The organism is Neptunicoccus sediminis, assembly GCF_001719615.1.
GTDB lineage: Bacteria > Pseudomonadota > Alphaproteobacteria > Rhodobacterales > Rhodobacteraceae > Amylibacter > Amylibacter sediminis.
Genome location: NZ_MDVX01000003.1, coordinates 386,216 through 411,594 on the forward strand (window position 1 = coordinate 386,216; position 25,379 = coordinate 411,594).

Consider the following 25,379-nt stretch of genomic DNA (forward strand, 5'->3'; position numbering starts at 1 on the left):
CCTTTCCTATCTATTCTTATCCTGCTTTTTGGTTTAAATAGTTGGTCATGGCATCTTGTAGAAGGTCAAACACTTTTTGAGCGTCATCAAAGTTTTCTGGTAATACAAAATCGTTTGGCTTTTTCATGCCATAACGTCCTAATTTTTCCTTTTTCAGCATCTTGTTATGCAATCTTATCACTTTAACAGTGGTGTCTTCCAAAAGAACTTGGTTGTTCAAAATGGAATTGGTATTAGCAATGTCTTTCAAAGCTGGAACCAACAATGTCATAAATTCGCCTCTACCTGCTACCACGTCACACTTTTTGACACGCTTGGAATTAGCGAATAAATCGAAAATAGTTTCTGTTTTGGGGGTCTTTGGTGCAACAGGTTCTTTGTCATAATCGGTCTGAAATTCGACTCCATATTTTATGACAGTTACTTCGCGCATGACAGTTTCAAGTTCGTCTGCATAATCAGCGTCAACAATGAAACTGTCATGTACACACAGAACGGGTATCCCCTTTTTAACAAAGTGCATAATTACACTTTCTGCAATCTGCGCGTCTTCATTCATTAACTTAATGCCAGCATCTGCACAGATGTAGCTTTTTGCCCAAGGGTGAATTTCAACAAAACGGTTGATATATTTTTTGATGTAATCGTGTTTGCTTCCCTCAACATGGGCAATCAAGTTGGCATGTTTGTTGGTGAATGATCTACAAGCTTCCAGCACCGATTTTGCATTGATAGCAATCAAAATGATTAGTTTCAAAATCTTGCGCTGCTGCTCTGAATTAATGGAAGTATCAAGAACACCAACTTTATAAGGGTCTTTCTTGCCTAGATCGACGCCACACCTAGCAGCAATTATGCGGATATGTAGACCAGAGTAATCAATCTCGACAGTTCTTTTACCATTGATTTCAAGTTTTTTGCGGGTTTTGGATGGTAGCTGTTGCCATGCACCGCCATAAAAACGACCGCCATGAAACCAATTTCCGCGATTAAAGACGCGACGAACGAACTTATCTTCATTCAAATCGTGCTCAATAACCATCCCAGCTAAGGCGTGTTCTGGTCGGTTGCTATAGTCTTCTGCGTAAACTTCCTTACCTGCAATTGTAAAATGGGTGCTGGCTAGTAGTTCGTTGTACAGTCTTAGGTTAGCTCTCATGAGTACAACAGCTTCATTATCAGAATAGTCTAACAATTTCCCGTCTGCTGATTTCAAAATGATAGATTCACGTTTCCCGTGATCAATAGAATAGCCGCTGACACGCTCAAAATAGGCTGTTAGCTCGGCATTGGCCTTTATTCTAGTTTGGCTGCTGGTGTCGTTTAGGCGGTCATAGTACCCCTTGTGCATGGTTATCAGACCAACTTTCACCATATGATCTAGAATAGGCATAATCTTATTCGTTATACCGTGCGCATTGTAGCGGCTCTTTCTAATGTAAATGGGGTTTCTTTCGTCAAGACTAACGCGCAAATAGAAATCGGGATTCTTGCGGTGTGTTGCTATCAAATTTGACAGGATAACATCTAGAATAATGGGAATATTTGGTTTTGGACCGCCTTTCTTTGAAATCAAATCATCAAAGTTGTATTCAGCATATATGCTATCTGAAACTGTGCGGAAACTATCACCAGTAATAACAACTTGCTTTAAAGATGGGCAGTTGCGAAACGCTGGTAGTGTGTGGAAACTTTCGTTAATTAACTTGTCATTAGACATAAAAAATACCTCAATTAGTGTTGAAAACTAAGAGGCGATTACATGGTATAATGAAAAATCAATTCGTGTCTTAAGCTTTCTTTAAAAATGAAATTAGACGTTCAAACTATGGTAAAATGAAATTTAAGTAGTGTCGGGGGCTGCGCTGCCCCCTTCACCTTCCATTTTTAAAGCTTAATGCCTAACAGTGGTATTTAGTAATAAAGAATGCTTAAAAGGGTAGCTATTCCCAATTATTTTAACATTTTTACATGAAAAGTTTTCATAATAACTAAACGAATCATTAGAAAAATTAATGATAACCACTAAAGAAACTATATCAAACTTTCAATGTCTGGTCAATAGATTTGGAAACAAAATCATAACATTCATTAATGAATCATTAGTGGGAAAAATCTGACGATTTTTCGTTTCACGTCCTGATATTTTAATTAAATTCTAATCAACAGTAACAATAACCATTAATTACATTCACCAGTGACTCTTTAGAGAATGGGGAGAGTAGTAGAGTACTACGTACTAACGGTTAACTATGTGATATGGGAAATAGGGTTAACCGTTAGTACGTAGAGATACATCCCCCTACTACCTATTCAGGTGTCACTGGTGTTTTTTTTGTAAAAATATAGGTTAACCGTTAGTACGTAGAGAACCTATTCCCCCTACTACCTATTCAGGTGTCACTGGTGATTGTCATAATGATTGAACAAAGAATAAGAACAAAGAGACCTGCGCCAGCAGGAACAAAAATCGCCAGATTTTTTTCACATTAATTATCCACTAATGAAAACAAGAAAAAGATTATTCATCCGGTTTACCGGCGTAACAACATCAATTATAATAACAGTTAATGATTCTTAAACAGGTAAAGGAAATGACATTAGAAGAAATTGAAAAGGAATTTTATATTCACGAAGGACGTTATTACAGACGTAATGGAAGTATCATTAAGAAAAGGTCAACTGCTGGAACATATGCATTAAAGCTATCAGGAACCAATAAAACGTTCAAAGCTATTCGTGAAGCATTTGGAATCTACATTGGTGAAAGAATAATAGGGACGAAGGTAATTGCAATTGACGGTGATGAATCAAATGTATGTCCAACAAATATGAGATTGGAAAACCATCTTCAAACAACGCATAACAGCAGTCAAATTGTTATGCCAATTGACCAGAATGATCGTGAAACATTAGCGATTGCATATCAGAAAGCAATTAATGGTGACGTGAATCCATTTAAGTTTAATGGCGTTAATCTGAAAATGTCCATTAATGACAGCGGAAAGTTAACAGTTAAGGGACAGAATGGTGCAACATTTGAAAGGAAAATTAGAGGCAAACCTTTATTGAAAGGTAACTTAATAGCGATCTTGGTTGGCACATATTATGCCAGCCTATTAGAAAAGGTGATAATCGAGCAAAAACGGTAAATTACTAAATACAATCACAAGACAAGACAACAAAAGGAAAAGACAAATGAAAAAGATTTTAATGACAGCAGCGACAGCAGCAATGGTAATGAGTGGCGCAGTTGCACCAGCTTATGCAGAAGAAAAAATGGGCCTTGTTGATCCATTTACGAAAGAAGAATGTGTAGAGGTAGTTGAAGCAGTTGCAGAATATGACAGCCTTTGGTCATGGGAAAAGAAAAAGATTTTACCCCATGTAGAGAAAATGTTTATTCAAAGTATGACAAACAAAGACAAGAAAACAGACCGTGATCTATCACCGAAAGAAATTGTGTTCTATGTTTTTGCTGGTGAAGAATATCCAGAAAGATTTGACCAGTTTATTCTTAACGTAAGCGGCGCTGTTACAGTATCAATGTTGGAAGACGAAGAAATTGGCGGCATGGCTGTATTTGCTGGTGTCATGATTTCTGGTATAATTAAGAAAACACAGCCAGAGCTTTTAGTTAAGATTGAAGATTGTAAAAACACCTAAATAACGATGTTCAGTCAGAGCGGGGTAGTTTTCTTTGTCTATCCCGCTCGTTTATATTTGTTACATAAATGTCACACTCCCAAAACGCAAAAAGGGGTGCGACAATATAGCACACCCGCAGTGAATTTTTTTACATGTTAGCAAATGGCTCTTTTTTGATAATGACTCGCAACTAGACCGCCCATTGTGGCGGTTTTTTTATGTCTGCTTATGTCTGCTATCAGTCCAATTATGGAATATGCCTTTCACTTCGCCTTTATGCTTTTCACTGTCATGACAGGCTTTGCACAATGACTGGTGATTACTGCGTGATACAAACAATTTCCAGCCAGCATCGTCAGCAGTGCGAAATGGTATAATGTGATCTACCACAACAGCAGGTGTAACCACGTCCATTCCAATGCAGCGTTCGCACAGTGGATATTGCGACAACTGAACATCACGAATAGCCGCCCATACTTTAGTATTATAAAATTTGTGGTGTTCGTTACCTATTCGTTTTACGTCATGACGCTTAAATTTCTTAGCTCTACACAGATCGTCATCACAAGAAAAAGCACGGCAACCACTCATCTTTGTACATGGTCTGTTAGCTCGTTTATTCTTCATTTTCGCATTTGTTTTGAGAATGAATCCAGCCCAAAAGATGCACCACTAAACAGGAATACAGGGCTAACCAGCAATTCACCGATTTCTTTAAAATATTCGTCATAGAAGCCAGCGGCGAATAGCAGAAACATTACTACCAATAGCGCAATTGCCACTTCTCTTTTGTATGTTTTATTTTCCATCATTCATCACGCTTGTTACTTTATTTTTTCTACCGAATAGACCGTCACAGAAGTGAATGGCCTCTATTTTCATTTCTTCTAGTGGATAGCTGCTGTACACCAACCAAGGACCAGCTACGTTCACCCCTGCTGGCCTTGAATGATAGCTATCGCCGCCATGCTGATCTAAAAATTCGAATTTGACTCTGTAGCCAAGTGGGTCTGACATTCTCAATCCGACAAAATCGCAATCCCGATATTTTTTAAATCTCACAAAAACGCGCTGTAAATCGGCATCTATATTCGTGGATTCAACCGTTTCAATTTCTGAAACAACTGGAAATATCACCGATTCCAAAGACGGTTTAGCAAATATCGCTAAATTGATTGCCAATATTGTATAAGCCGAAATTACCAGACTCTTTAATTTTGTTTTCTCTTTCATAATGCAGGACCGCCACTAATCAAGAATCCAATTAGTCCCGTTATTCCTGCCAATATCAAACCAACCAAAACTTTAACAACAGCATCTTTAAAAGTTTTTAAATCTCGGCCATTGGTGTCAACTTTGCTTTCAATCACGCCAATTTTTGCAGAGTGATTAGATATTGTTTCTGAATGTTGATCTAATCTTTTTCTGACGTAATCGTAATCATCCATTTATTTGTTCCCCTTATTGTACAAAATTATTTAGGGATAAACTGCTCATTTCCACTAAATACCATTGAATTAAATGAGATATTAAAAGAGGAAATGGGAATTAATGGCTGGCAAAAAGGGGCGTTCTGGCGGACATAATAAAAAAAGTTTAGCTGAACACAAATTAGAAGGCACATTTAGAAACGATTTACATGGCGGTTTAATAGTTCCAGTTGAGCGGCTATCGCACTTGGATATTCCCTATTTTATGCAAGCTGGCAGTGACGTTTCAAAGCAAACAATATTCAATACATTTTCCGACTATTTGCACAATCAAGGGCAGACGCAAGAGGAACACGGAATCCTGCTTTCGTTGTTGGTTGATCAAATTGTTATGTATCGCGATGTTATGCAATTGTATGAATCCGCGCCAAAGAATGAACGAGCTACGTTAAAAATAGACCGCAAATTAGCGTCATCTGTTTTATTGGAAATTAGCCGTTCAATAATCCCCATGTTGTCTGAATTTCATTTAACGCCAAATACGCGCGTACCTTTAATTGAAGGTACGACAGTTGAGGTAAACGAAAATGAGTCATTAATGAATGGATCATAACCAAACAGAGAAAGGAAATGACAACAAATTTTATTTTAGAAAGGAAATCGACGGTTGAAGACGCGGTTGAATATTCACGAAAGGTAGCAGAGGGCGAATTAATAGCTGGTGAATATGTAATTAAACAGGCGCAAAAGTTCTTAAATGATGTTGAAAAACGTCAATATAACAAAGATTTTCGTTGGAAATTTGATGTTAAAAAGGCTGGCCACGTGCTGGCCTACATTCAAGCGTTAAATTTTGTCGAAGGGCCAGTTGCTGGTTCAAATATCATACTACAACCGTGGCAAGCATTCTTGATGGTTAACCTATACGGTTGGATAGATAAGAACGACAGCGATATAAGACGCTATACCCGCGCCATAACCTTAGTTGCACGTAAAGCAGGGAAATCTACCATTTTGGGCGCACTTGCCTTGTATGAGCTTATGTTTGCACCAGAGGGTAGCCAGATTGTCACTTTGGCCACGCGTAAGGAACAGGCAAAGCTGGTGTTCGGCATGTCTGGCAGAATGAAAGACGTTTCAGACCCAATTTTAACAAAAGATGTTAAGGAAACTACAAACAATCTATCCAATCTGGCCAAGTGGAATCGTTACGTTCCCTTGTCAAAAGATTCAAAACGTCTGGACGGTCTGAATATTCGTTTAGCTGTTGCTGATGAAAGTGCAGCGATCACCGATCCTAACCTAATTAACGTGGTCACATCTTCAATGGGCAACCAAAAAAGCCCGTTGATCGTGCATCTAACAACAGGACAGCCCGGAAATGAAAATAGCTTTTTCCTAGGTCAACTGGATTATGCGAAGAAAGTTTTAGACGGGATATTAGAAGACGAAAGAATATTCTGTTTAGCCTATCAAATTGACAGCGGCGACGATTGGCAGGACTTGCGAAACGTTATCAAGGCACAACCAAACCTTGGCGTGTCTGTAAAAAAAGATTTCTACCAAGAGGAATTAGAACAAGCCAAATCAATCACCACAGTAGCCGCAAATTACAGAACGAAATATCTAAATGAATTCATTGAAACAAATGAATCTTGGATTCCTATTGAGAAATGGAAAAAGAACGCTGTTGAAAAAATTAATCGCAATTTACCCCTTTATATTGGTCTAGATTTAGGCGCTACCAAAGATTTGTCATCTGTTGCGATGGTGTTTGGACCTGATACCAACGGCAAATTTTATGTAGATCACCAATGTTTTATTCCAGAAAAGGCATTCAAAGAGGCGGCAAAGTACGTTCGCCAAGTGTATGCAGACGCGCGTGATAGTGGCAAATTGATTGTCACAGAAGGTGAAGTAGCTGATCACGCTGCAATCCGCGATTTCATCCACAAAATAGCCAGCAAATATCAGGTAGAAGAAATTTGTTTTGACGATTGGTCTGCAATTACTTTGACAAACCAGCTTGCAGAAGACGGGTTTACAATGGTTGATGTTCAACAATCTATGAAGGCTCTTTCACCAACAACCAAAGAAGTTGAAATCAAAATTTTGAATGGTGAATTGATTAGCGAAAAAGACGAATTTTTAAACTGGATGGTTTCGAATTGTCGCATCTTTGTTGATACGAATGAAAACGTAAAAGTTCGTAAAGGTGAAGACGTTAATCTAAAAATTGACTCCGTAATTGCTATCATTATGGCAATGGTAAGAGCCAATTTAAACGAGCCAAAACCAAATTATGGTTTCTATTTTGGTGAAGACGATATCGAAACTGAAACAGAAACTGAAACTGGAACAACCGAATACGAGTTCTATTAACACTAAATAATAGAAAGAAAGGAAATAGATTTTTGAGGAAATAATTAATGTTTGGAAGATTATCACAATGGTTAACACCAAAAGAAACACCACAAGCACAATCAAGATATGATTTTTATATTAGTGGCGCGTCAAAAGCGACCGAATTTGACGTTCAAATAGCCCGTCAAAATCCGACTGTGCTAAATTGTGTAAACATATTATCAGAACAAATTGGGCAATTGTCTTGGTCTGTTGCACAGAAAGATTCAGAGTCATTTGAACCTGTTGACCATCCATTGAACGCGATTTTAAAACGTCCAAATAACAATATGTCTGCCAGTGAATTTAAAGAAAGATTAGTTTCCGACATTCTATTTTATGGCAATGCGTATGTGCAAATTTTTCGTGGCAACAATCGGGTAACTGATCTTGTACCACTAGACCCTGCTGATATTACGCCGCAAATGAACCAATTTTATATTCGCAGTTATCGCCACACAAACGGCACGATCTACAAAGAAGCAGATATCATCCACATTCGCGACATTGTAGGGCAGAATGTTGAGGGTGACAGCAGGATAATGTTGTCAAAAGCACTAATCGAACAAGACACGGCATTAGACCAAAATTTAACGAATAATTTTCGTAATGGCACGTCTGTTGGCGGTGTAATTGAAGCACCAACATCTGTTGAACCAAATATTCGAAAAGCGATTGTTGAGGGCTGGCAGAAAAGATTTGGTGCTGGTGGCACGTCTGTTGGTGGAACAGCTATTCTAACTGACGGGATGACGTTCAAACAGCACCTGCCAATGAAGGCAAGTGATGCTGACAGCCAAGCTTTGAAACAACAATCTATGCGCCGAATAGCTGCTCTATTTAACGTGCCAGCGCAATTTTTGAATGACACTGACAGCGCCAAATTTAGCAACATGGCACAGGCTAATTCCACCTTCTACAACCGTGGATTGAAACCAATTGCAAACAACATCGCGGACAAACTAGCGGCTGCATTGCTCGGAAAAGATACCGAATACACAATCGGTTTTGACAGCACACGATATGCGAAGGGTGACATTCAAATGAACAGCAAAGTTGCTCTTGATCTATTCACAGGTGGATTAATGACAAAAAATGAAGCCCGTGAAATGGCAGGTTTGCCAAAAATTGAAGATGGTGAATCTTTCATTGAAACACCGTCTGCACCACAACCAACTAGTCACAACAACTATGAAACAAATGATCCGAAAGGACCAAGAACAAGCGCGGGGCCATCCAATGAATAAGAAAAAGAAAGAAACAGTTTACAAAAACGCAAAACCAGAAACGCCAAATTCCTACGTTGTTAATTGCCCAAATGGCAACCAATACGTTGTTAAAAATGTAGACGATTTTGCATCTGCATATGGTGCGAATGAAAAGGAATTAAAGGAAAAAGGATGGAAAATTAAACCAAACTAACAAAATCCAAAAATAACTATCCTAAAGCCCGTTTGATTAAGTTCAAATGGGCTTTTTTTGTTTTTAATTCCCGTTTTTGAAAATCCCAATTGATTCAAATGACTAAATAATAATGAGGAATAAAATTTAACGGGGTTCAATAATGGACAGCACTTTTACTAAATCATTCCACATTAAGATGGAAGATTTTGCAGATGATGAAGGCACATTTACGGCCTATCTAACTACGTTTGAAAACAAAGATAAAGTCAATGACATTATCAAGAAAGGCGCATTAGACAATTTCATAACTGGTTTTTCACCAGATGACAAAATGTTGCCAATGTTTTTCAACCACAACACTAAAGATTTACCTGCTGGTGAATGGACAGATTTAGTTGCTGATGAACATGGCGTTTTAGCCAAAGGGGTAATCTTTACTGAAACCAGCCGTGGCGCTGACTTATACAAATTAATGAAAATGGGAAAGTTGAAAGACGTTTCCATTGGTTTTGGCGCAAGAAAAGATTCAGTTGAAAAAAATGAATTCGGTGGAAACACATTTAGTGAAATTCACCTTTTAGAAACAAGCGTTGTTGTTAATCCAGCAAATGCGCTTGCTAACGTTGTTTCCGTTAAATCGGAAGACGGAATGATTTCTACAAAAGCACTTCGTGAAAGTTTGAAAGGCGTTGGAATGACGCCACAAGAAATCAAAGCACTATTCGAAAATGGTTGGAACGGAATCGTTCAATTACGCAAAGCCGAAAACGTGGAATGCGAAAAGGCAGAGCAATTGGAACGCATTTTAGCGGCCATTAAAAATTATTAATCCTAAAAGTACGTACAAAATTAAGAGGAATTAAAAATGGAAATTGAAACACAAATTAAAGAGATGTTGGACGAAAAATTTGCAGGCGTTGTTAAGGAAGACGCGTTGGAAGCTTTTGTTAAATCCGATGTTTTTGAAAATTTTAAAAAGGAATTGGAAGCTGAAAAAGCAACCGTTCAAGAAATCAAAACAGAATTGGAATCCGCAATCGCAAAATTTGAAGCGGCACCAGTAATTAATAAAGAGGAAAATTTAATGGAAGATATTACACTTTCAAAAGCTTTTGATGACGTGGAAGAAAACGGCAAAGCTGGCGTTGCAATTGAAACAAAGGCTCTTAACCAAGCACAAAATGTAACTGGTGCACCTTCACAAACATTCGGTGTTGCATCTGGTCTACACGAAGACAACCCATTCCGCCTATTGGCACGTAAAGAGATTACAACTGCAACAACTGCAAAAGTTCCTTTCTTCGCTGGTGGCGCATCTGGCTTCACTAAGAATGGCGCTACACGTGGTACTGCAAACACTTCTACAGATTCCACAATCACTGAAAAGACAGTTTCAATCGGTTCTTATGACCGTCTTGAATATGTTTCCAACGAAACAATTTCTGACATTGTGAACTTTGACGCAAGCATGATTAACCAAATCTTGGGTCTGGCTGTTGAAACAGAAGCTGCCGAACATGTTACAACAATTGAAGCTGTTGCTTCCCCTGTTGTTGCGGATGCTGCTGCTGCAATCACATTGGACGATCTACGCGAAATGGTATTCGGTCTATCCGAAAAGTACCGCAAAAACGCTGTAATCGTTATGTCTACAGGTGCGTATTCGCAATTGCACACTTTGACAGCTTCCACAGGTAGTGAACTTGTTTGGGACGCAAAAGAAGGCGTTTACAAGCTTTGGGGCCGTCCTATCGTTGAAAACAGCTTTATGGCCGATCCTGCTGCGGGTGAAGTTGTTGCTGCAATCGCTGATTGGAATCGCGCAATGGTCATCGTTGACCGTGAAACAATCGAACTTGAGCGCAACACGGCTACTCCGGGGAAAGTTGGTTATTATGCCAACTACAGAACTGGTCACGCAATGTTGGATTCCAACGCAATCAAAACTTTGAAAATGGCTGCTGCTTAATTTTAGGCAACACCAGCACCGCCCCTTTTCTCATTTCGGGGCGGTGCAAATTTCATGTTTTTTGAGGCTAGTTTAATGAAAAAGATAGTTACAAGTTCTACTACATCACCAGTAACGGTGAATGAGCTTAAACAACATCTGTTGTTGTGGGGAGACGATTCCTATGACAGCGAATTAGACAGCATTCTATTAGCTGCATCTGATTACGTGGCAGGTTGGTTAAATAGACCAGTTGGCGCAACTGTTTATTCCCAAGGCTTCAAAGATTTCAATATTCAATTGGATCATGACGGAACTGGAATAGTTGTTAAATACTTCGACGATAATGCAACTGAACAGACATTAGCATCTTCAAATTACATTGTTGATTCAACAGGTGATAGAACACGAATAGTTGTTAAAAACGAACCAATAATTGGAAATGATTATTCCTTTCCTGTTCAAGTTCAATATTCAACAGGCGCAACAACTGTTTCAGCAAGAGTGAAACACGCAATTTTAATAGCGTCTGCAACATTATTTGAAAACAGAGCCGAAAATTCTGAAACCCAAAAATACAATTGCGCGATGACAGTTGCCAGATTGTTAGGACCAGAAAGAGGGGTTTTTGTATGAAAATAAAAGCAACTTTCTACCGCCCAACGATTACAAAAAACGAATATCAAGAGGATGTTAAAGCTTGGGGTTTAGAATTTTCAACTGGTGTAGATGTTAAAACAGTTTCGTTTAAAGACAAATTGGCTAATCAGCAAAGTGTTAGTGACGAATCCATTTTAGTTTATTGCAGAAAAAATAGTAACAGCCTTTCAATCAAATCAGGTTGGCAAGCTCGTTTCACTGATAATTCAATTTTTGAAGTTTCTGGAATAGACAGCGCAAAAGGCAAAATGGGTGAATTGATCCTATTTTGTGAGCGGGTGAAAGATGGAACAGTTTAAAAAAGACATTTCTCAAATGTTGGCAACTGCTGTTTCACCTACAAATGTTGTTCCTTTGGTCAACAAAGAAGAAACAAGCCCGACCGTTGTTTTCAGTTTTCGTAATGGCCAACGTGAAATTTTTTACAAAGATTCATTCGGATTGGCAGAAGCGGAATTAGTAGCTGACGTTTACGCGGATAGTTACAGCAAATTGGCAAATTTAACCAATCAAATTGAAACAGCCTTTCACGCTTTTAGTGGAACAACAGGCACAACCAACATTCACAAAATGGAAATCGTCAACAAATTTGAAACAACATCTTTTGACGGAAATCTATTTAGAACAATAATCCAAATTCGCATTTTAATGTGAAAAATTTAAAAAGAGGTATTTAAAAAAATGGCAGGTATTTCAGGACGCCAAGTAGGCGGATTAATTACATCACTTTACTACAGTGCAACAAAAATAGCGTCTAAGGATGAAGCGAATACAGCGGCTGCTGCGATTTCAGCAAATCAAGTTGTAGATTTGGCTGATCTTGGCACTTTGAACAAAACACGCGCTGTTGTTGACGTTCCAGCATATGGCGAAGATTTCGTTAGTAAATTGGTTGGTCAAGCTAGTGCAGATGATTTTTCAATCAATGTCACTTACAACAATGACAATGCTGTTCACACGGCTATTCGTGACGATGACGGTAAAACAGAACATTCTTTCATTATCAAATTCGAGAATGGTTCTGCTGTAACTTATGCAGTTTTTGACGGTTATATTTCAGCAGCAGACGTTACTGCACCGCTTGATGACCGTATTCAAATGGATATCACAGTTGCAAGAACAGGCGCGGCTACATGGATTGATATAGCCTAAATAACAATAACGAAGGGGCTGCAATCGTGGCCCCTTTTCACAACAAGATATTACAAGAGGAAACACTAATGGATCAAAAAAACATGGATGACATGAAATTAGATTATTTAATTTCACAATCCGAAAATCTAGACGGGAACTATTGGTTCTCATTAAAAAATCAAAAATATTTCGCTTTTATCATCGCTAAAGACCTGTTGATTGATGGGATGGACGTAGACGAAGCTGTTGAAACAGCAAAGCAATTTGTTGACACATTTTACGTCAAAGCAATCAAGAAACACGCTTGGAAAATTTAAAAAAGACTAAACAAGACAAAATATTACAAGAGGAAAGGAAATGTCAAAACTATCAAACATCGTGAATAGAAAGCCGTTAGCAACATCATTTGAAGGGCTATTTGTTCGCGATCTATCATTAAAACAAATCGAACAAGATTTCTCAAATCTACAAGCTGAACTAGAACAAGATGCACCAAAAGCAATTGTTAAAGTTTTTGTTGGTCTACTATGTGACGAAAACGGCGAGTCATTTGAAGACGTGCAAGATTGGGAATCTATTCAAGAGCTATTCAGCAACACCACTATTGCGGCGATCATGGAAGAAGTAGGCGATGCGCTAAACCCTAATTCAAAAAAATAATAGGGAGTTGGCAGAGACAGGTTCGCGCATTGTTGCTTTCAAACGGTAGCACGATTGAAACAGTAGACAATCTATCACATTCAGATGCAAAAGACATTTTCGCTATGTGGCGTGCTGGCATGATTGGCAATTTGAAAGATTATGAGATTGGTTATGCCAATTACATTCAACTTCATGGATTAAGAGACACAATTTTAGGTCTAATGTTGGGCAAAAAGCATAAGTCAAAACCGCCTATTCCATTTCATGAAATGTTTAAAACAATTGATGACTATATGTTTCTTGGTCAAGGTAGCCAATTGCGCCAAGAAAAGGCTGTTAACTCCCAAATTTTGGCAAAAAAGGCAGTGGCTATTTTTGGTGGAAGTTCAGAAAATGGACCGCCAACATGGTTAAAAGATGCTTTAAATGACTAAATAATAATGAGGCCGCTCTTATATGGGTGGCCTTTTTAATAAGAGGAATCGACGTGACGAAAACAGAAGTGAAAGGGTTGAAGGATTTAGAAAAAGCTTTGTTAGAGCTTGGCAAAGAATACGGGAATCCAAAATACGCAGTACAGGCAATGCGACCAGCTATTAAGGCTGCAATGAATGGTGTTGATTCCGACATTGAACAAAACACGCCTGTTGATACCGGCGAATTGAAAGAAACAGTCAAAACCAAAATTGGCAAGCCATCCCGCAAAATGTTGAAATCAAAACATTTCAGTCAGACAACAATCATTGCAGGTAGAACAGGCTATTTTTGGAAAGGTGGCAGTTTCTGGTTTCAAGCTCTGTCAGTTGAATTTGGCAACGACAAAACACCAACATTTGCACCATTAAGAACCGCATTTGACACTAATCATTCTGGAATGTTGGACAGATTTAAAGACACTTTAGGGCCAGCAATTGAAAAGAAAGCGAAGGCACTTAATAAGAAAAGAGGTAAAAAATAATGGCTACTCTGGCATCTCTGGATATTGCGATTGGCGCAGATTCCGCACGATTGAAACGCGATTTAGACAAGGCAAACAAGAACACCAAAAAGTTTGCTAACACCGCTAAAAAGAACATTGATAAAGTGTCGAAAAGCTTTCGTGCTGTTGGTGCTGCTATGGCGGGTATTGCGGCTGCTGCTGGTGTCAAATCTCTACTAGAAAATGCAGATGCGCTTGGCAAAAGTGCGAAGGCTGCTGGCATAAGTGTTGACGCATATCAGCGACTACGTTTTGGGCTAGAACAAGCTGGCGTGTCACAATCTGCTTTTGAAAAATCCACATTAAAAATGAATAAAGTGATGTTGGACGCATCACGCGGTTCAAAGACAGCTACAGACGCGCTATCACGCATTGGCCTTACATTTGCTGAACTAGATCGAATGAAGCCAGAGGACCGCTACACGGCTGTTTTGACAGCTTTGCAAGGTGTTGGTGATAAGGGTGAAAAAGCTGCGTTATCAGTTGAACTTTTAGGCAAAGAATTTGGCAACCGTGACGTTGATGTTGCTGGAATGGTAGCGGCTGGCGAAAGCTTGAATGTTTTGTCAGAAGAAGCAGTAAACGCAAGTGCAGGTGTTAACGATGCTTTCAATCTAATTGGGACTAATTTCAGAAACCTTTTGTCAAATGCTCTTATTCCGCTAATTGACAATCTAACACCAGTTTTCAATTCCATTTCAAAGTTTTCTGCTGACAATCCAATGATGGCTAGTGCGATTGTTGGCACTGGTCTGTTGACTGTTGCGGTAGGCGCTTTGGGATTAGCCTTTAGTGTCCTGTCATGGCCGATCTTGGCTGTTACGGCTGCTGTTGCTGGCTTGGTTGGAATATGGGCAAATTTTGACACTATCGTTAGAGCTAGTGACGCATATCTAGGCGAAAATTTTGGTTATACGTTAAGCGGCATTATTGAAAAAGTTTCGTCTTTGGCGTCATGGGTGGTAGAATATCTAACACCAGCATTCAAAATTTTAATTGAATTTGTGAAAGCTAGTTCAACAATCGTTGGCAACTTTTTTGGTATTTTGAAAGACGTTTACAATTTAGATTTTGCCAGTGCTGGTGAAAGAATGAAAAATTCATTTTCGGCTGTTGCCACGTTCTTTGGTAACATTTTTGGAGATGCAATTAGCAATCTTGTAGAGAACACAAAAGCGCAGTTTTCATGGGCATTTTCTGCTGTTGCGGTAACATTTTCAAACTTATTTGGTAAAGTAGTAAATGCCATTTTGAAACCGATTGAAACAACGGTGAACAATTTAATTGCTGCATACAACTCCGTCACGCGGTCTGACCTATCTGGTATAACAATTGCTGGTTTCAAACCACAAGAAATTCCAAGTGCGCCTGAATGGAAAAAGGTAACAACAAATCTTGGCCAAACCACTGGCACAGGACTAGGAACCGATGGCCGACTAATACCAAATACAGATTTGGGTAGAGATACAGGCACAGGTCTTACAAGTGCGATCCTGCCAACAACACCAACTACACCAACAACACCAGATTCAGGTTTTGGCACAGGCACAGGTTCTGGTTCTGGTTCTGGTAGTGGTTCTAGCTCTGGCGCTGGCACAGTTGCGGGTGAAGAAGAAGAGGTAAATTCCGCTTTTGTTGGATCACTAAAAACTGGCTTGGCAGAAGCTTTAAAAACTGGCGATTGGAAAGAATTTCTTGAAGACACATTTGACAATTTCACCAACCGAATTGTTGACGAATTTGCAAGTGGAATGGTTGACGGTCTTCTAGCTGGTCTTGGACTTGACGAAGAAGGAATTGAATCTTGGTTCGAACAATTTTCTGGCAGTGGTGCGAAGCTTGGCGAAAAAATCACTGACGGTTTTGATGGTGTAAATGTTGAAGGTTCAACAAATGGATTTTTCGGAAAATTAACAAGCGCATTTTCCAGCGGTCTATCAATGGCTGGCGATTTTCTGTCATCCGCTTTTGAAGGTCTAATGTCATCATTTGGTGGCGGTTCTGGTGGCGGATTAGGCGGCATTGGTGCTTTCATTGGCACAATCTTTGGCGCGTCAGAAGGTGGCATTGTTGGCGATAAACCAACCCCATTCAAGAGAATGAAAATTAACGGAATTAATACAAATCGTGATCACCAGCCATATTTGTTAGAGGCTGGCGAATTAGTTGTGCCAAAAGATGAGGTTGGCGGATTCCTAAATAATGAAGGAACAAGTAGCCAAACGGTTAATTTCAACATTACTGGTGACATTAGCAGACAAACGGAAAGCGAAATATTGAAGCTTGCACCAACTATTACTGAAATGGTGAACCGTAATAATAAGGAAAGAGGCATAGCATAATGACAGCATATTACTACAAAGGACAAAAAATTATTACGCCATACAATTTGATAGATAACAAAACTGTTTTTGTGAATGAATCGCTTAATAAAAAGAGAACAACAATTGCTTTGGATGGACAGAGATTTGACATTAATTTTTCAATTGAGCCTAGTCATGATCCTTCTGAACTAATGGTTGCTCACATGGCAGATTTTCACAAAACAGAAACAATGATTTTTCCACAATCTTTAGGAATGGAAGAAAAGCGAACTTATAATGGCAATTTAGTTGTTAAGAATAATGTTTCTGCTGGTGCTGATCAAATAGTTGTTAATTCGACAACCGATAATGGCACTACAAAGAAGCTTCCAGCAGGTTATTTTATCAAGTTTTCTGGCCACAACAAAATTTACATGGTCACTAACATTATGCACTTGAATAGCACCAATGACAAAACTTTGAAAATATACCCAAAACTTCAAAAGAATGTAGACGCGTCTGAAACTGTAAAGTTCGGTGATGACGTTATTTACACATACGAAAGAGATTTAAAAACAGCCCGTGGAATGTCCTTTATTGGTGGCGTTCTGGCAACAACAGGAACAATTAATTTGGTAGAAAAGATATGATATACAATCACACAAGAATAAAAGAGATTTTAACTACAACAGGTGAATTAAGCTATTTTGCACTATTAACCTTGGAATGGAACGCCACACGCTATTTGACCAGCTTGGCGCGTGATGTTGAATGGAATGGTAACAGCTACCTTTCAGACACTACCATGATGCAATTTGAAAGCCCAAATTCAACTTCTGTTGTGGATAGGGAAGCTTACACACTTTCATTAAATGGTATGGACGAAACACTAACTAACGAAATCAAAGCTGGTGTTATTCATAAGCCCGTGGAAATGCGATTGGCGTTTTCAATTGATGGTGTTCCGCAATTAGGACTAGATGACACTCTTTTAGTTTATCGTGGCGCGGTTGCAGAACCAAAATTTGTAACTGACGATGGAAAATTGATTTGGGATATTGAATGTACTGCACCGCTATCAAATTTGGATGCACGTTCAACAATCTTTACAACAAAGAACGCAATGCAAAATCTGTTTCCAACAGATACTTGTTTTAATCAAATCCAAAAGAACAATGAAAAATCAAGTGTAGCTTGGGGAAAAACTTAATTTCCAATTGTGGGAATTTTTTTCGAATTGATCACCTAAATAAAAGAAAGAAAGGAATATTAGAGGATAAGAAATTTAAATGGTATTGAATTTATTCATTCAATTTTTGCTAACAATTGTATCAATGGCAATGCAACGAAGACGCCAAAAGAAGATGCAAAAACGTGCGGATGAAGCAGCAGAAGCACAAAAAGGTTTTGATATTCCAATGGACGGTGAACCGATTCACCTACCATTGGTTTACGGTTACGGCAAAATAGCTGGTGTTCGCGCTACTGTTCACGTTGCAGACAATGGTGAAATTGTCCCTATTCCTACTGGCTTCCAAGATTTAGAAATTAATCTACCTGTTGGAACTTACCTTGGCGAAAAGAAAGAATTTTTGACAATACAACAAGCTTTCTGTTTCGGAGACATTGAAGAATTTTTAGATTTTGAAGTTGATGGCCAAAATTGGGATTGGGAACAATTTAGTCACCACATTCGCTATTCAACAGTTGGTGGTGTAGCTGATCCAACTGCTAATAAGTTTGGCGTTCCTAATGCTGAAACCAACAAATTTGAAAATATTGCATGGGCGAACATGACATTCCGTTTGAATAGGGATGATCCAGAATACGCGGGTGCACCAGATGTTGTTGCCTACGTAAAAGGTACGCGCATTCGTGACATTGTTTTGAATAATGGCACATGGGAATTTTCCAATAATTACATTTTTTCAAACAACAGTGCTCTGGTATTAGCAGACTATCTTACACGCGATCCTGCAAAGGGTGGTGCTGGTATATCTGACGATAGAATAGACATTGCGTCATTTGGTAAGGCTAAGGGCATCTGTGATCGAGTAGTTGACACGGCTGCAAAAGTGCGTGGTCGCGTAAACGGCATAAGACCTGTTCAAGACGGTGATGAGCTACCAGAAGCAACTACAAGAACTGTCAGATTGTATGAATGTAATATCAACATTGATACTGCCAGAACACGCCGCGATATTATCGAAACATTGCTAGAAACAATGGCGCAATCTGATTTGTCTTATGCTGGCGGCAAGTACAAATTGATTTTGGATTATCCACAAACAGCACAAGAGCAGGAAGACTTGATTGCTGCTGAATATTCAGACGACGACATAATTGGAAAAATCGAATTTGCTGTTGCTGGTGCTGGTAACAAGTTCAACCGATGCGAAGTTAAATTCCGCGACGAATCCTTAGATTTTGCGACTAACTCTGTTAGCTGGCCAAAACGCGATTCAAATGTGCATTTGGCATTTTTGGCAGATGATAACAACGTTCCAAACGAAACGTCATACACAATGACAGGCGCGACACAGCGCAAGATTGCGTTGGCTAAAGCAGAAGAAATTGTTCGTGCATCTAGAAGTGCAAAGACGCTAACAATCAATCTTCCAAATTATTCAATTGTGCACGAAATTGGTGATATTATCCGTATCAATTCTGTTGCTGCTGGCATCACGAATGAATTGTTCAAAATTGTTTCAATGCAAATGTCTAATGAAGATTTGCAAATGCGTTTTGAACTAGAAGCTTTTGATAGAAATACACTCGCTTGGAATGTTGACGATGACGAAGTTGAAGACGCTGTTGTTATTCCAACTGCTGTTGTTCCAAATGTTACTAATCTACAATGGACAGATGGTGCACGCAAAGTAGGCAAAACATCAAACGGTTGGTTAAGCTGGACAGCACCAACCACTACAGACGTGCGCAGATTCCATATATGGGCAAAACAACCAGCTAATACAGAATGGGAAAAAATCGGCCAAACAATCCGCAAGTTTTTTGATATTCCAGCAGATTTCAATGTTGCTGGTGACGATTACCAATTTCTTGTAAAAACTGAAAATGCGGCTGGTCACATTAGCCAAGGTGCAATGGTCTTAGCTGATCAAATGCCAAATCTTGTTCCTGTTAGTGATGTTTCAAAAAATGTTGGCATTAATACCGTCAAGCTGAAATGGGATAATGCTAATCCGTCATTGGTTGCGGAATATCGCGTCTACATGGGTGGCACGTCAACTAGATCGTCTGCTGTTCTATTCGGCACGACTACAAATAAAGAAATGGTCATTTCACCGCTTGTAACGTCCACATACTATTTTTGGATAGATACGCACGGCGAAGACGGTTCTGTTGCGGCAATGAATAGCCCGATCACGGTAACTGCATTTGAGCTTGGTATTAAAGGCGGTGACATTTCAGCAAATACAATTTCATGGTCACAATTAGCGATCACAGTTCGCAATGACATGGATGACGCTTTAGCAGCGGCAAATAGTGCTGCACAATTGGCGAATAATTACGCGCAAGTTGCAAACACTCATGCAGAAGCGGCAAAGGCGTCTGAACTTGCTGCAAACACATTCCAAACGGCTGCAAATACTTTTAAAAATAGTGCTGAAATTTTCAAAAATGCGGCAAATGTTTCTGCGAATAGTGCATCTGTAGCTGCTACAAATGCGGCTAATTCCGCGTCTGCATCTGCGAATAGTGCGTCATCTGCTGCTGCTTATGCGAATAGCTCTGGCACATATGCTGCTGCTGCTGCGAATAGTGCAATAACGGCTAATACTCTTGCTGGACAAGCTGGTGTATATGCAAACAGTGCTGCTACGTCTGCTGCGAATAGTTCGTCATTTGCAACTGCTGCTGCTACATCTGCTGGTGTAGCTGCTAATTCCGCGTCCGATTCATTATCTGCTAGTAAAAAGCAGATGCCAGACGATTTCACAAATGGTGATATGTTCTGGTCAAATAGCATGCACAAGCACAATGACGACAGTGGTATTGGTGGTAGAACATTCATTAAAACAACCAACGAAGGCGAGAAAGTTTGTGAATTAGTTGCAGATACTGGTTATACGTTTCTTGCGAATGCTGGCTATGTTGTTCCAGTAGCTGGTAGAAAATACCGCGTAACTTCTGTTTCGCGTCAAGTTGCTGGTGTGCTTAACCGTTCTGAAACGACACTTGGTTTACGCATACACACAAGCACAGGTGGATATAAGACAAGCTCTGGCACAACGCCAACTTATCCGTCAATGGGTGAATGGATCACAGAAACAGCCATTTGGACTGCACCCGATCCGATCACAACAACATCTGATTATGCTGGTATTAGAGCAAGTTTCTTGACTAGGCCAAATGGCAACAGTGCAGACGTTTTCCAACTTCGTTCGCTAAAATTTGAAGATGTTACCGAAAGCTTTAAAGCAGAAGGTGGTGCAGAAGCTGCTGCGAATAGCGCAAGCTCTGCTGCTGCATGGGCTAATACAAGTGGCCAGTATGCTAATTCTGCGTCTGTGTCAAAAGTGGCAGCAAGTACATATGCAAATAACGCGGCCAATAGTGCGTCTGCTGCGTCTATATCTGCGGCAACAGCAAATTCCCATGCTAACACGGCTGGCCAATGGGCTTCAGCGGCAAATAACAGTGCAACAACGGCTAATACCTATGCTGGCAACGCGCTGGTATATCGTAACCAAAGTGCGAATAGCGCGTCAGAAGCTGCTAACAGTGCGTCACAAGCATCTACACAAGCTGGCATTGCTGTTTCTGCAAGAGATACCGCTCTAACTGTTAGTAAAAAATTACTTCCAGACGATTTCGCCAATGGTGATGATTTTTGGTCATTAAATTTGTACAAGCACAATGATGACGGTGGCATATCTAGTAGCAGAACATATTTTAAGACAACAACAGACACGAATGAAGACGTTTGTGAAATTGTCAGTGGAACATATAACACATATGCGCGATTGGCGCATGCTGGCTATGTTGTTCCTGTAGCTGGTAGAAAATACCGCGCTACTGTTGTTGCACGTCAAGTTGCAGGTTCATTAAATCGTAGTAGCTCTGCATTCGGCATACGTGTGCACAGCAGCACAGGTGGATATACAACGGGTATAACTGGAACAATCACCTATCCGTCAATGTATGAATGGACAACTGAAACGGTTACTTGGACTGCACCAGAACCAATGTCGCCAACGTCTGATTACGCGGGATTGCGATCTGTTTTCTATGCTAATGCTAATGGCAACAGTGCAGACATTTTCCAAGTTCTTATTTTGAAATTAGAGGATGTTACAGAAAGTGTTGCTGCTGCAAATTCCGCGTCAGCAGCATCTACAAGTGCAGGTAATGCAGAAGCATTTGCGAATAGTGCTGGCCAATGGGCGTCAGCGGCAAATAACAGTGCGACAAGTGCTAACACTTATGCGGGTAATGCTTTAGTTTATCGCAACCAGAGCGCGAATAGCGCAAGCGAAGCTGCTAATAGTGCTACAAATGCTGCTAACAGCGCGTCTTATGCGTCTGAACAAGCTGGCGTTGCTGTTACAGCAAAGGACGCGTCATTAATAGCTGGTAAAAAATTGTTACCATCTGATTTCACTGCTGGTGATTTGTTCTGGTCAAATAGTCTGGATAAAAATAACGACGGAAATGGTCTCGAAAACACGGCTACCGTAATTAAAACTAATGGCGCTGGCGACGAAGTTTGTGAGGTAACAGCAGGGACAGGGTACAACACTCTGGCGCAAGCTGGTTACATTGTTCCTGTTGCTGGCAGACAATATCGAGCGACATTAGTTGTTCGCCAAATCTCTGGCACGTTGAACCGCAACAGTTGCGGGTTTGGTGTTCGTGTTCACAAAAGCGGTGGCGGGTACAAAGAAATGGGCTTTAGCTCTGTTTCATTTCCAGCGATGCAAGAATGGACAACTTTAACTGTTGGATGGAATGCACCTGCACCCCTTTCACCGGCAACTAATTATGGCGGTATTAGAGCAAGTTTCTTTACACAACCAAACGGCAACAGTAACGATGTGTTCGAAGTTCGCTCATTATCGTTAGAAGATATTACAGAAAGTTCGGCAGCGGCTAACAGTGCGTCAGCGGCATCTACATCTGCGGGTCACGCCTTAGCGCATGCAAACACGTCTGGGCAGTATGCCAATGCAGCTAATACAAGCGCAGTTTCTGCGAATACCAGCCGCTCACAAGCGTTAACGTACAGAAATGCGGCGGCGAATAGTGCTAGTGAAGCTGCGGATTCCGCGTCTGCTGCATCTGTAATTGAAGGCACAATTACGCAATTGGTTTCTAGTGAAAACTTTTCAAATCCTGTTTTAAAGAAATTTGATACAGTTTGGCCATCTGGTTACACTGGTATGTCAACCGAAACTAATCGCACAATTTCAACGTCACAAACTGGCGGTAAATATTACGGGTATCTGCAATTTGACACTAGCACAACTAGCGGTAGTGTTAACAAACCTAAGATCGAAATTAGGTCTGATGCAACTGACAGCATTATCAACATGCCAGACAGTTCTAAAATTAAAGATATTTCTGGTTTGCGTGTTAACGCCGAATTGGAACGTAGAAGTGGCCAATTTGGCGGTAGTTGTATCCGTGTACAATGGGAAGCACTTGGAACAGGCGGTTCGTCACAAAGTGTATTCTATTTCTTTAAAGATAATTTAATTGAAGGTGGCGCATATAGAAAGATTCAAACAATTGAATTTGACGCGATCCAACCTGATGGTTTCGTTGCTGGTAGTGACGGTGCAAGATTAGTTGTTGCCATTCATGGTAGCTCTAATTTTGGTGGCCATACACAACAAACGTGCGTGTTAAGATTGCACAAATTAGGTGTTAAAGCTCTTACTAAAGGCGCGTCAACAGTCATTCAACAAAGTTCAATAACCGATTTGAAAGGTAACATGGAAGCTGCAATTGCTTTACGTGCAACGTCTAATAACGCCAATGCAGAACTTGAATTGATTGCATTAAATGATGCTGAAACAGGGGATACCGTTAGCCAAGCAAGAATAGCGGCGGATCAAATTTTGTTGGATGGTTCGGTTCGCGTTCCACAACTTAAAATTAAAGAACAATTAAAAATTTCGGCAAGAAACGGCTCAATCAGTTTTGGTAAAAATGGTGCTGGTGATGCATCTGATGGTATTTGGGTCGGCAACAACACCGCACAGGATGGCAGCAAAGGGTTCGGCATGTATGCTAGCCGTAATATCGGTAGTGAGCAACAATCTATTCGTTTAACAAAAGACGATGGTTTGTTGATCAAGAACGCGCAGTTTGCGATTGGTAGTGGTATCGCGTCCAAATTAGGTTTTGAGAATAGCACAAGCTATACTTTGCCAAATGGTACAAAAGTGTTAAATATATCACTATCTGGCGCTGGTGGCGGTGGTGGTGGCGGACAAGCTGGCCACTATTCAACTGCTGGTAGTGATGGTTCAAATGGTGGCAACACGGTCATCTATTTGCGTGACGGTAGCACAACTGTAGCAACTTACACTGCTAATGGTGGTGATGGTGGCGAAGGTGGTGCTGGCCCATACAATGAAAATACCGCTGCGGAAACAGAGAGTGAAGCAAACAGCTTTAGCCCATTTGGTGACGGTGGCGAAGGTGGCGACGGATTGACACAACGCGATTTTCGTTCACATCACGGTAGAACTGGTGAAGCTGGTCAAGTTAGAACATGGGAAAACATTGACGTTAGCGGTCTATCATCACCAAATATTGTTGTTTCAATCGGTAATGGTGGTGCTGGTGGTTCTGCTGGTGGTGGTGGGGCAGATGCTGGCTTAACAGGCGCTAAAGGCTATGCAGAAATTTCCACAAGTGGCGACACTGCTTTACCTGCTGGACCTGTTTCATATGAGCCATCAAAAACTGGCACTTGGTCTTATTCCAATCTGAATAATTACGTTAATTTACCATCCAAAAGTGGTGCACGTGGAGCATATTATTTGCTTACAAATGTTCCAGCAAGCTACCAAATTAATTTGGGCACTCACATTATTAACAGTCCAAAAGATGGAACGATTGGGTTCTTCACAAAAGACAGACCAAAGTTCAAATGTGGAACTAGCGTTACTTTAAATTATTACATTTACCCGTTGGGATAAGAGGAAAAATGAAAGATTACTTAATTTACGATCCGGAAACAAATATTGGGGTGATGACGGCGCGTTGTCACCCTAAAGAAATGTTAGAATATGATCCAGCAGAAGAACCATACATTGAGATTGATTTTGAAATTACCGTTCCTGATGATTGGGAAATTGTAGACGGGATAGCACAAGAGCGCGTGAAACCAATCACCAGCGAAATGGTGAATGTTGAGCGGGATAAGCGAATAGCGGCTGGTGTGTCATTTGATGGCCATCTATTCGATTTTGACAGTGCATCTAAGGAAAATATTACGGGTGCTGGTAGTCTGGCAGGTATGGCTGTTCTAAGCGGTGCTGTTGTTGGTGATTATGGCTGGAATGGTGGTGTTGATTTCGCTTGGTTGGATAGCTCAAATGTGGCTGTAAAAATGGACGCGCAAACAATGTTTCAATTTAGTCAAGTTGCTGCTGGTCATGTTAGGGACCATATTTTTGCCGCTAGAACTTTAAAAGATATGGCTATTATTCCGCAAGATTATAAGGACGATTCATATTGGCCATAAAACGAAAAACCCCTGCTATTTTGTGACAGGGGTTTTTTTTTCATTTAATCCATTTGTGATTAATTTTATTTAAGGCGTCGTATCGCGTTTTTAGTGCTGGACCGTT

At 40.1% G+C, this 25,379-nt stretch carries 26 protein-coding genes; 21 read left to right on the forward strand and 5 right to left on the reverse strand.

The window, feature by feature from the left end; genetic code table 11:
• Nucleotides 1-16: 16 nt before the first annotated feature.
• Nucleotides 17-1,720, reverse strand: coding sequence for a hypothetical protein (locus tag BFV97_RS18715; protein WP_157888288.1), 1,704 nt, complete (start codon nt 1,718-1,720; stop codon nt 17-19).
• Nucleotides 1,721-2,594: 874 nt separating this feature from the next.
• Here BFV97_RS18715 and BFV97_RS08390 point away from each other — a divergent pair.
• Both BFV97_RS08390 and BFV97_RS08395 read left to right on the forward strand, forming a co-directional pair.
• Nucleotides 2,595-3,152, forward strand: coding sequence for a hypothetical protein (locus BFV97_RS08390; RefSeq protein WP_069299880.1), 558 nt, complete (start codon nt 2,595-2,597; stop codon nt 3,150-3,152).
• Between the two features lie 46 nt (nt 3,153-3,198).
• Nucleotides 3,199-3,666 carry a hypothetical protein gene (locus BFV97_RS08395; RefSeq protein ID WP_069299881.1) on the forward strand — a complete coding sequence of 156 codons (468 nt, stop codon included), beginning with the start codon at nt 3,199-3,201 and terminating at the stop codon, nt 3,664-3,666.
• A gap of 198 nt (nt 3,667-3,864) precedes the next feature.
• Here BFV97_RS08395 and BFV97_RS19245 read toward each other — a convergent pair whose 3' ends face one another.
• Genes BFV97_RS19245 through BFV97_RS18725 form a run of 4 tightly spaced genes read right to left on the reverse strand, consistent with a single transcriptional unit; the run spans nt 3,865 to nt 5,096 of the window.
• Entirely contained in the window at nt 3,865-4,275 is a 411-nt protein-coding gene (locus tag BFV97_RS19245) for an HNH endonuclease (RefSeq protein WP_083225564.1), read from the reverse strand.
• Nucleotides 4,272-4,460, reverse strand: coding sequence for a hypothetical protein (locus BFV97_RS08400; protein ID WP_069299882.1), 189 nt, complete (start codon nt 4,458-4,460; stop codon nt 4,272-4,274). The genes BFV97_RS19245 and BFV97_RS08400 overlap by 4 nt, the downstream gene beginning before the upstream one ends.
• Entirely contained in the window at nt 4,447-4,881 is a 435-nt protein-coding gene (locus BFV97_RS18720; protein ID WP_157888289.1) for a hypothetical protein, read from the reverse strand. The genes BFV97_RS08400 and BFV97_RS18720 overlap by 14 nt, the downstream gene beginning before the upstream one ends.
• Nucleotides 4,878-5,096 (reverse strand): hypothetical protein, encoded by a 219-nt coding sequence (locus BFV97_RS18725; RefSeq protein ID WP_157888290.1) that lies wholly within the window; start codon nt 5,094-5,096, stop codon nt 4,878-4,880. Before BFV97_RS18725 ends, BFV97_RS18720 begins: the two co-directional genes overlap by 4 nt.
• A gap of 103 nt (nt 5,097-5,199) precedes the next feature.
• On the opposite strand from BFV97_RS18725, the gene BFV97_RS18730 reads away from it, so the two are divergent.
• From BFV97_RS18730 to BFV97_RS08475, 19 genes are all read left to right on the forward strand, one after another.
• The gene (locus tag BFV97_RS18730) at nt 5,200-5,691 is read left to right on the forward strand and encodes a hypothetical protein (RefSeq protein WP_157888291.1); all 492 of its coding nucleotides are present in this window, start codon (nt 5,200-5,202) and stop codon (nt 5,689-5,691) included.
• Between the two features lie 17 nt (nt 5,692-5,708).
• Nucleotides 5,709-7,460 (forward strand): terminase large subunit, encoded by a 1,752-nt coding sequence (locus BFV97_RS08405; protein ID WP_069299883.1) that lies wholly within the window; start codon nt 5,709-5,711, stop codon nt 7,458-7,460.
• 47 nt (nt 7,461-7,507) lie between these two features.
• Nucleotides 7,508-8,728 carry a phage portal protein gene (locus BFV97_RS08410; protein ID WP_083225565.1) on the forward strand — a complete coding sequence of 407 codons (1,221 nt, stop codon included), beginning with the start codon at nt 7,508-7,510 and terminating at the stop codon, nt 8,726-8,728.
• Nucleotides 8,721-8,903: a hypothetical protein gene (locus BFV97_RS08415; protein WP_069299885.1), complete on the forward strand. Its 183-nt coding sequence runs from the start codon at nt 8,721-8,723 to the stop codon at nt 8,901-8,903. Before BFV97_RS08410 ends, BFV97_RS08415 begins: the two co-directional genes overlap by 8 nt.
• Nucleotides 8,904-9,045: 142 nt before the next feature.
• Nucleotides 9,046-9,714: an HK97 family phage prohead protease gene (locus BFV97_RS08420; RefSeq protein WP_083225566.1), complete on the forward strand. Its 669-nt coding sequence runs from the start codon at nt 9,046-9,048 to the stop codon at nt 9,712-9,714.
• Between the two features lie 36 nt (nt 9,715-9,750).
• On the forward strand, nt 9,751-10,854 hold the full coding sequence (locus BFV97_RS08425; RefSeq protein WP_069299887.1) for a phage major capsid protein: 1,104 nt from the start codon (nt 9,751-9,753) through the stop codon (nt 10,852-10,854).
• A gap of 75 nt (nt 10,855-10,929) precedes the next feature.
• Nucleotides 10,930-11,469: a head-tail connector protein gene (locus BFV97_RS18735; RefSeq protein WP_157888292.1), complete on the forward strand. Its 540-nt coding sequence runs from the start codon at nt 10,930-10,932 to the stop codon at nt 11,467-11,469.
• Entirely contained in the window at nt 11,466-11,792 is a 327-nt protein-coding gene (locus tag BFV97_RS18435; protein ID WP_083225567.1) for a phage head completion protein, read from the forward strand. The genes BFV97_RS18735 and BFV97_RS18435 overlap by 4 nt, the downstream gene beginning before the upstream one ends.
• Nucleotides 11,779-12,147 carry a hypothetical protein gene (locus BFV97_RS08430; protein WP_069299888.1) on the forward strand — a complete coding sequence of 123 codons (369 nt, stop codon included), beginning with the start codon at nt 11,779-11,781 and terminating at the stop codon, nt 12,145-12,147. Before BFV97_RS18435 ends, BFV97_RS08430 begins: the two co-directional genes overlap by 14 nt.
• A gap of 27 nt (nt 12,148-12,174) precedes the next feature.
• Nucleotides 12,175-12,645: a phage tail tube protein gene (locus BFV97_RS08435; RefSeq protein WP_069299889.1), complete on the forward strand. Its 471-nt coding sequence runs from the start codon at nt 12,175-12,177 to the stop codon at nt 12,643-12,645.
• 26 nt (nt 12,646-12,671) lie between these two features.
• Nucleotides 12,672-12,944 (forward strand): hypothetical protein, encoded by a 273-nt coding sequence (locus BFV97_RS08440; protein WP_157888293.1) that lies wholly within the window; start codon nt 12,672-12,674, stop codon nt 12,942-12,944.
• A gap of 40 nt (nt 12,945-12,984) precedes the next feature.
• The gene (locus BFV97_RS08445; protein WP_069299891.1) at nt 12,985-13,287 is read left to right on the forward strand and encodes a hypothetical protein; all 303 of its coding nucleotides are present in this window, start codon (nt 12,985-12,987) and stop codon (nt 13,285-13,287) included.
• A gap of 29 nt (nt 13,288-13,316) precedes the next feature.
• A complete protein-coding gene (locus tag BFV97_RS08450; RefSeq protein ID WP_157888294.1) occupies nt 13,317-13,703 on the forward strand; it encodes a hypothetical protein in 387 nt (128 codons plus the stop codon).
• A 53-nt stretch (nt 13,704-13,756) separates the two neighbouring features.
• Nucleotides 13,757-14,227: a hypothetical protein gene (locus BFV97_RS08455; RefSeq protein WP_069299893.1), complete on the forward strand. Its 471-nt coding sequence runs from the start codon at nt 13,757-13,759 to the stop codon at nt 14,225-14,227.
• Nucleotides 14,227-16,590: a phage tail tape measure protein gene (locus BFV97_RS08460; protein WP_069299894.1), complete on the forward strand. Its 2,364-nt coding sequence runs from the start codon at nt 14,227-14,229 to the stop codon at nt 16,588-16,590. The genes BFV97_RS08455 and BFV97_RS08460 overlap by 1 nt, the downstream gene beginning before the upstream one ends.
• Nucleotides 16,590-17,201, forward strand: coding sequence for a hypothetical protein (locus BFV97_RS08465; protein ID WP_069299895.1), 612 nt, complete (start codon nt 16,590-16,592; stop codon nt 17,199-17,201). The genes BFV97_RS08460 and BFV97_RS08465 overlap by 1 nt, the downstream gene beginning before the upstream one ends.
• Nucleotides 17,198-17,761, forward strand: coding sequence for a hypothetical protein (locus tag BFV97_RS18740; RefSeq protein ID WP_157888295.1), 564 nt, complete (start codon nt 17,198-17,200; stop codon nt 17,759-17,761). The genes BFV97_RS08465 and BFV97_RS18740 overlap by 4 nt, the downstream gene beginning before the upstream one ends.
• Before the next feature lie 79 nt (nt 17,762-17,840).
• Complete coding sequence (locus BFV97_RS18745; RefSeq protein WP_157888296.1) at nt 17,841-24,725, forward strand: phage tail protein; 6,885 nt, start codon at nt 17,841-17,843, stop codon at nt 24,723-24,725.
• A gap of 8 nt (nt 24,726-24,733) precedes the next feature.
• Nucleotides 24,734-25,273, forward strand: coding sequence for a DUF4376 domain-containing protein (locus BFV97_RS08475; RefSeq protein WP_069299897.1), 540 nt, complete (start codon nt 24,734-24,736; stop codon nt 25,271-25,273).
• The last annotated feature ends 106 nt before the right edge of the window (nt 25,274-25,379 follow it).

What these genes read in the sequence shown, in the direction of transcription:
- BFV97_RS08420 (WP_083225566.1), top strand. Translation starts at nt 9,046, where the DNA reads ATGGACAGCACTTTTACTAAATCATTCCACATTAAGATGGAAGATTTT.
- BFV97_RS08395 (WP_069299881.1), top strand. Translation starts at nt 3,199, where the DNA reads ATGAAAAAGATTTTAATGACAGCAGCGACAGCAGCAATGGTAATGAGT.
- BFV97_RS18735 (WP_157888292.1), top strand. Translation starts at nt 10,930, where the DNA reads ATGAAAAAGATAGTTACAAGTTCTACTACATCACCAGTAACGGTGAAT.
- BFV97_RS18740 (WP_157888295.1), top strand. Translation starts at nt 17,198, where the DNA reads ATGATATACAATCACACAAGAATAAAAGAGATTTTAACTACAACAGGT.
- BFV97_RS18715 (WP_157888288.1), bottom strand. Translation starts at nt 1,720, where the DNA reads ATGTCTAATGACAAGTTAATTAACGAAAGTTTCCACACACTACCAGCG.
- BFV97_RS08460 (WP_069299894.1), top strand. Translation starts at nt 14,227, where the DNA reads ATGGCTACTCTGGCATCTCTGGATATTGCGATTGGCGCAGATTCCGCA.
- BFV97_RS08430 (WP_069299888.1), top strand. Translation starts at nt 11,779, where the DNA reads ATGGAACAGTTTAAAAAAGACATTTCTCAAATGTTGGCAACTGCTGTT.
- BFV97_RS08405 (WP_069299883.1), top strand. Translation starts at nt 5,709, where the DNA reads ATGACAACAAATTTTATTTTAGAAAGGAAATCGACGGTTGAAGACGCG.
- BFV97_RS18725 (WP_157888290.1), bottom strand. Translation starts at nt 5,096, where the DNA reads ATGGATGATTACGATTACGTCAGAAAAAGATTAGATCAACATTCAGAA.
- BFV97_RS08400 (WP_069299882.1), bottom strand. Translation starts at nt 4,460, where the DNA reads ATGATGGAAAATAAAACATACAAAAGAGAAGTGGCAATTGCGCTATTG.
- BFV97_RS08475 (WP_069299897.1), top strand. Translation starts at nt 24,734, where the DNA reads ATGAAAGATTACTTAATTTACGATCCGGAAACAAATATTGGGGTGATG.
- BFV97_RS18745 (WP_157888296.1), top strand. Translation starts at nt 17,841, where the DNA reads ATGGTATTGAATTTATTCATTCAATTTTTGCTAACAATTGTATCAATG.
- BFV97_RS08425 (WP_069299887.1), top strand. Translation starts at nt 9,751, where the DNA reads ATGGAAATTGAAACACAAATTAAAGAGATGTTGGACGAAAAATTTGCA.
- BFV97_RS08410 (WP_083225565.1), top strand. Translation starts at nt 7,508, where the DNA reads ATGTTTGGAAGATTATCACAATGGTTAACACCAAAAGAAACACCACAA.
- BFV97_RS08415 (WP_069299885.1), top strand. Translation starts at nt 8,721, where the DNA reads ATGAATAAGAAAAAGAAAGAAACAGTTTACAAAAACGCAAAACCAGAA.
- BFV97_RS19245 (WP_083225564.1), bottom strand. Translation starts at nt 4,275, where the DNA reads ATGAAGAATAAACGAGCTAACAGACCATGTACAAAGATGAGTGGTTGC.
- BFV97_RS08465 (WP_069299895.1), top strand. Translation starts at nt 16,590, where the DNA reads ATGACAGCATATTACTACAAAGGACAAAAAATTATTACGCCATACAAT.
- BFV97_RS08435 (WP_069299889.1), top strand. Translation starts at nt 12,175, where the DNA reads ATGGCAGGTATTTCAGGACGCCAAGTAGGCGGATTAATTACATCACTT.
- BFV97_RS08390 (WP_069299880.1), top strand. Translation starts at nt 2,595, where the DNA reads ATGACATTAGAAGAAATTGAAAAGGAATTTTATATTCACGAAGGACGT.
- BFV97_RS08445 (WP_069299891.1), top strand. Translation starts at nt 12,985, where the DNA reads ATGTCAAAACTATCAAACATCGTGAATAGAAAGCCGTTAGCAACATCA.
- BFV97_RS18730 (WP_157888291.1), top strand. Translation starts at nt 5,200, where the DNA reads ATGGCTGGCAAAAAGGGGCGTTCTGGCGGACATAATAAAAAAAGTTTA.
- BFV97_RS18435 (WP_083225567.1), top strand. Translation starts at nt 11,466, where the DNA reads ATGAAAATAAAAGCAACTTTCTACCGCCCAACGATTACAAAAAACGAA.
- BFV97_RS18720 (WP_157888289.1), bottom strand. Translation starts at nt 4,881, where the DNA reads ATGAAAGAGAAAACAAAATTAAAGAGTCTGGTAATTTCGGCTTATACA.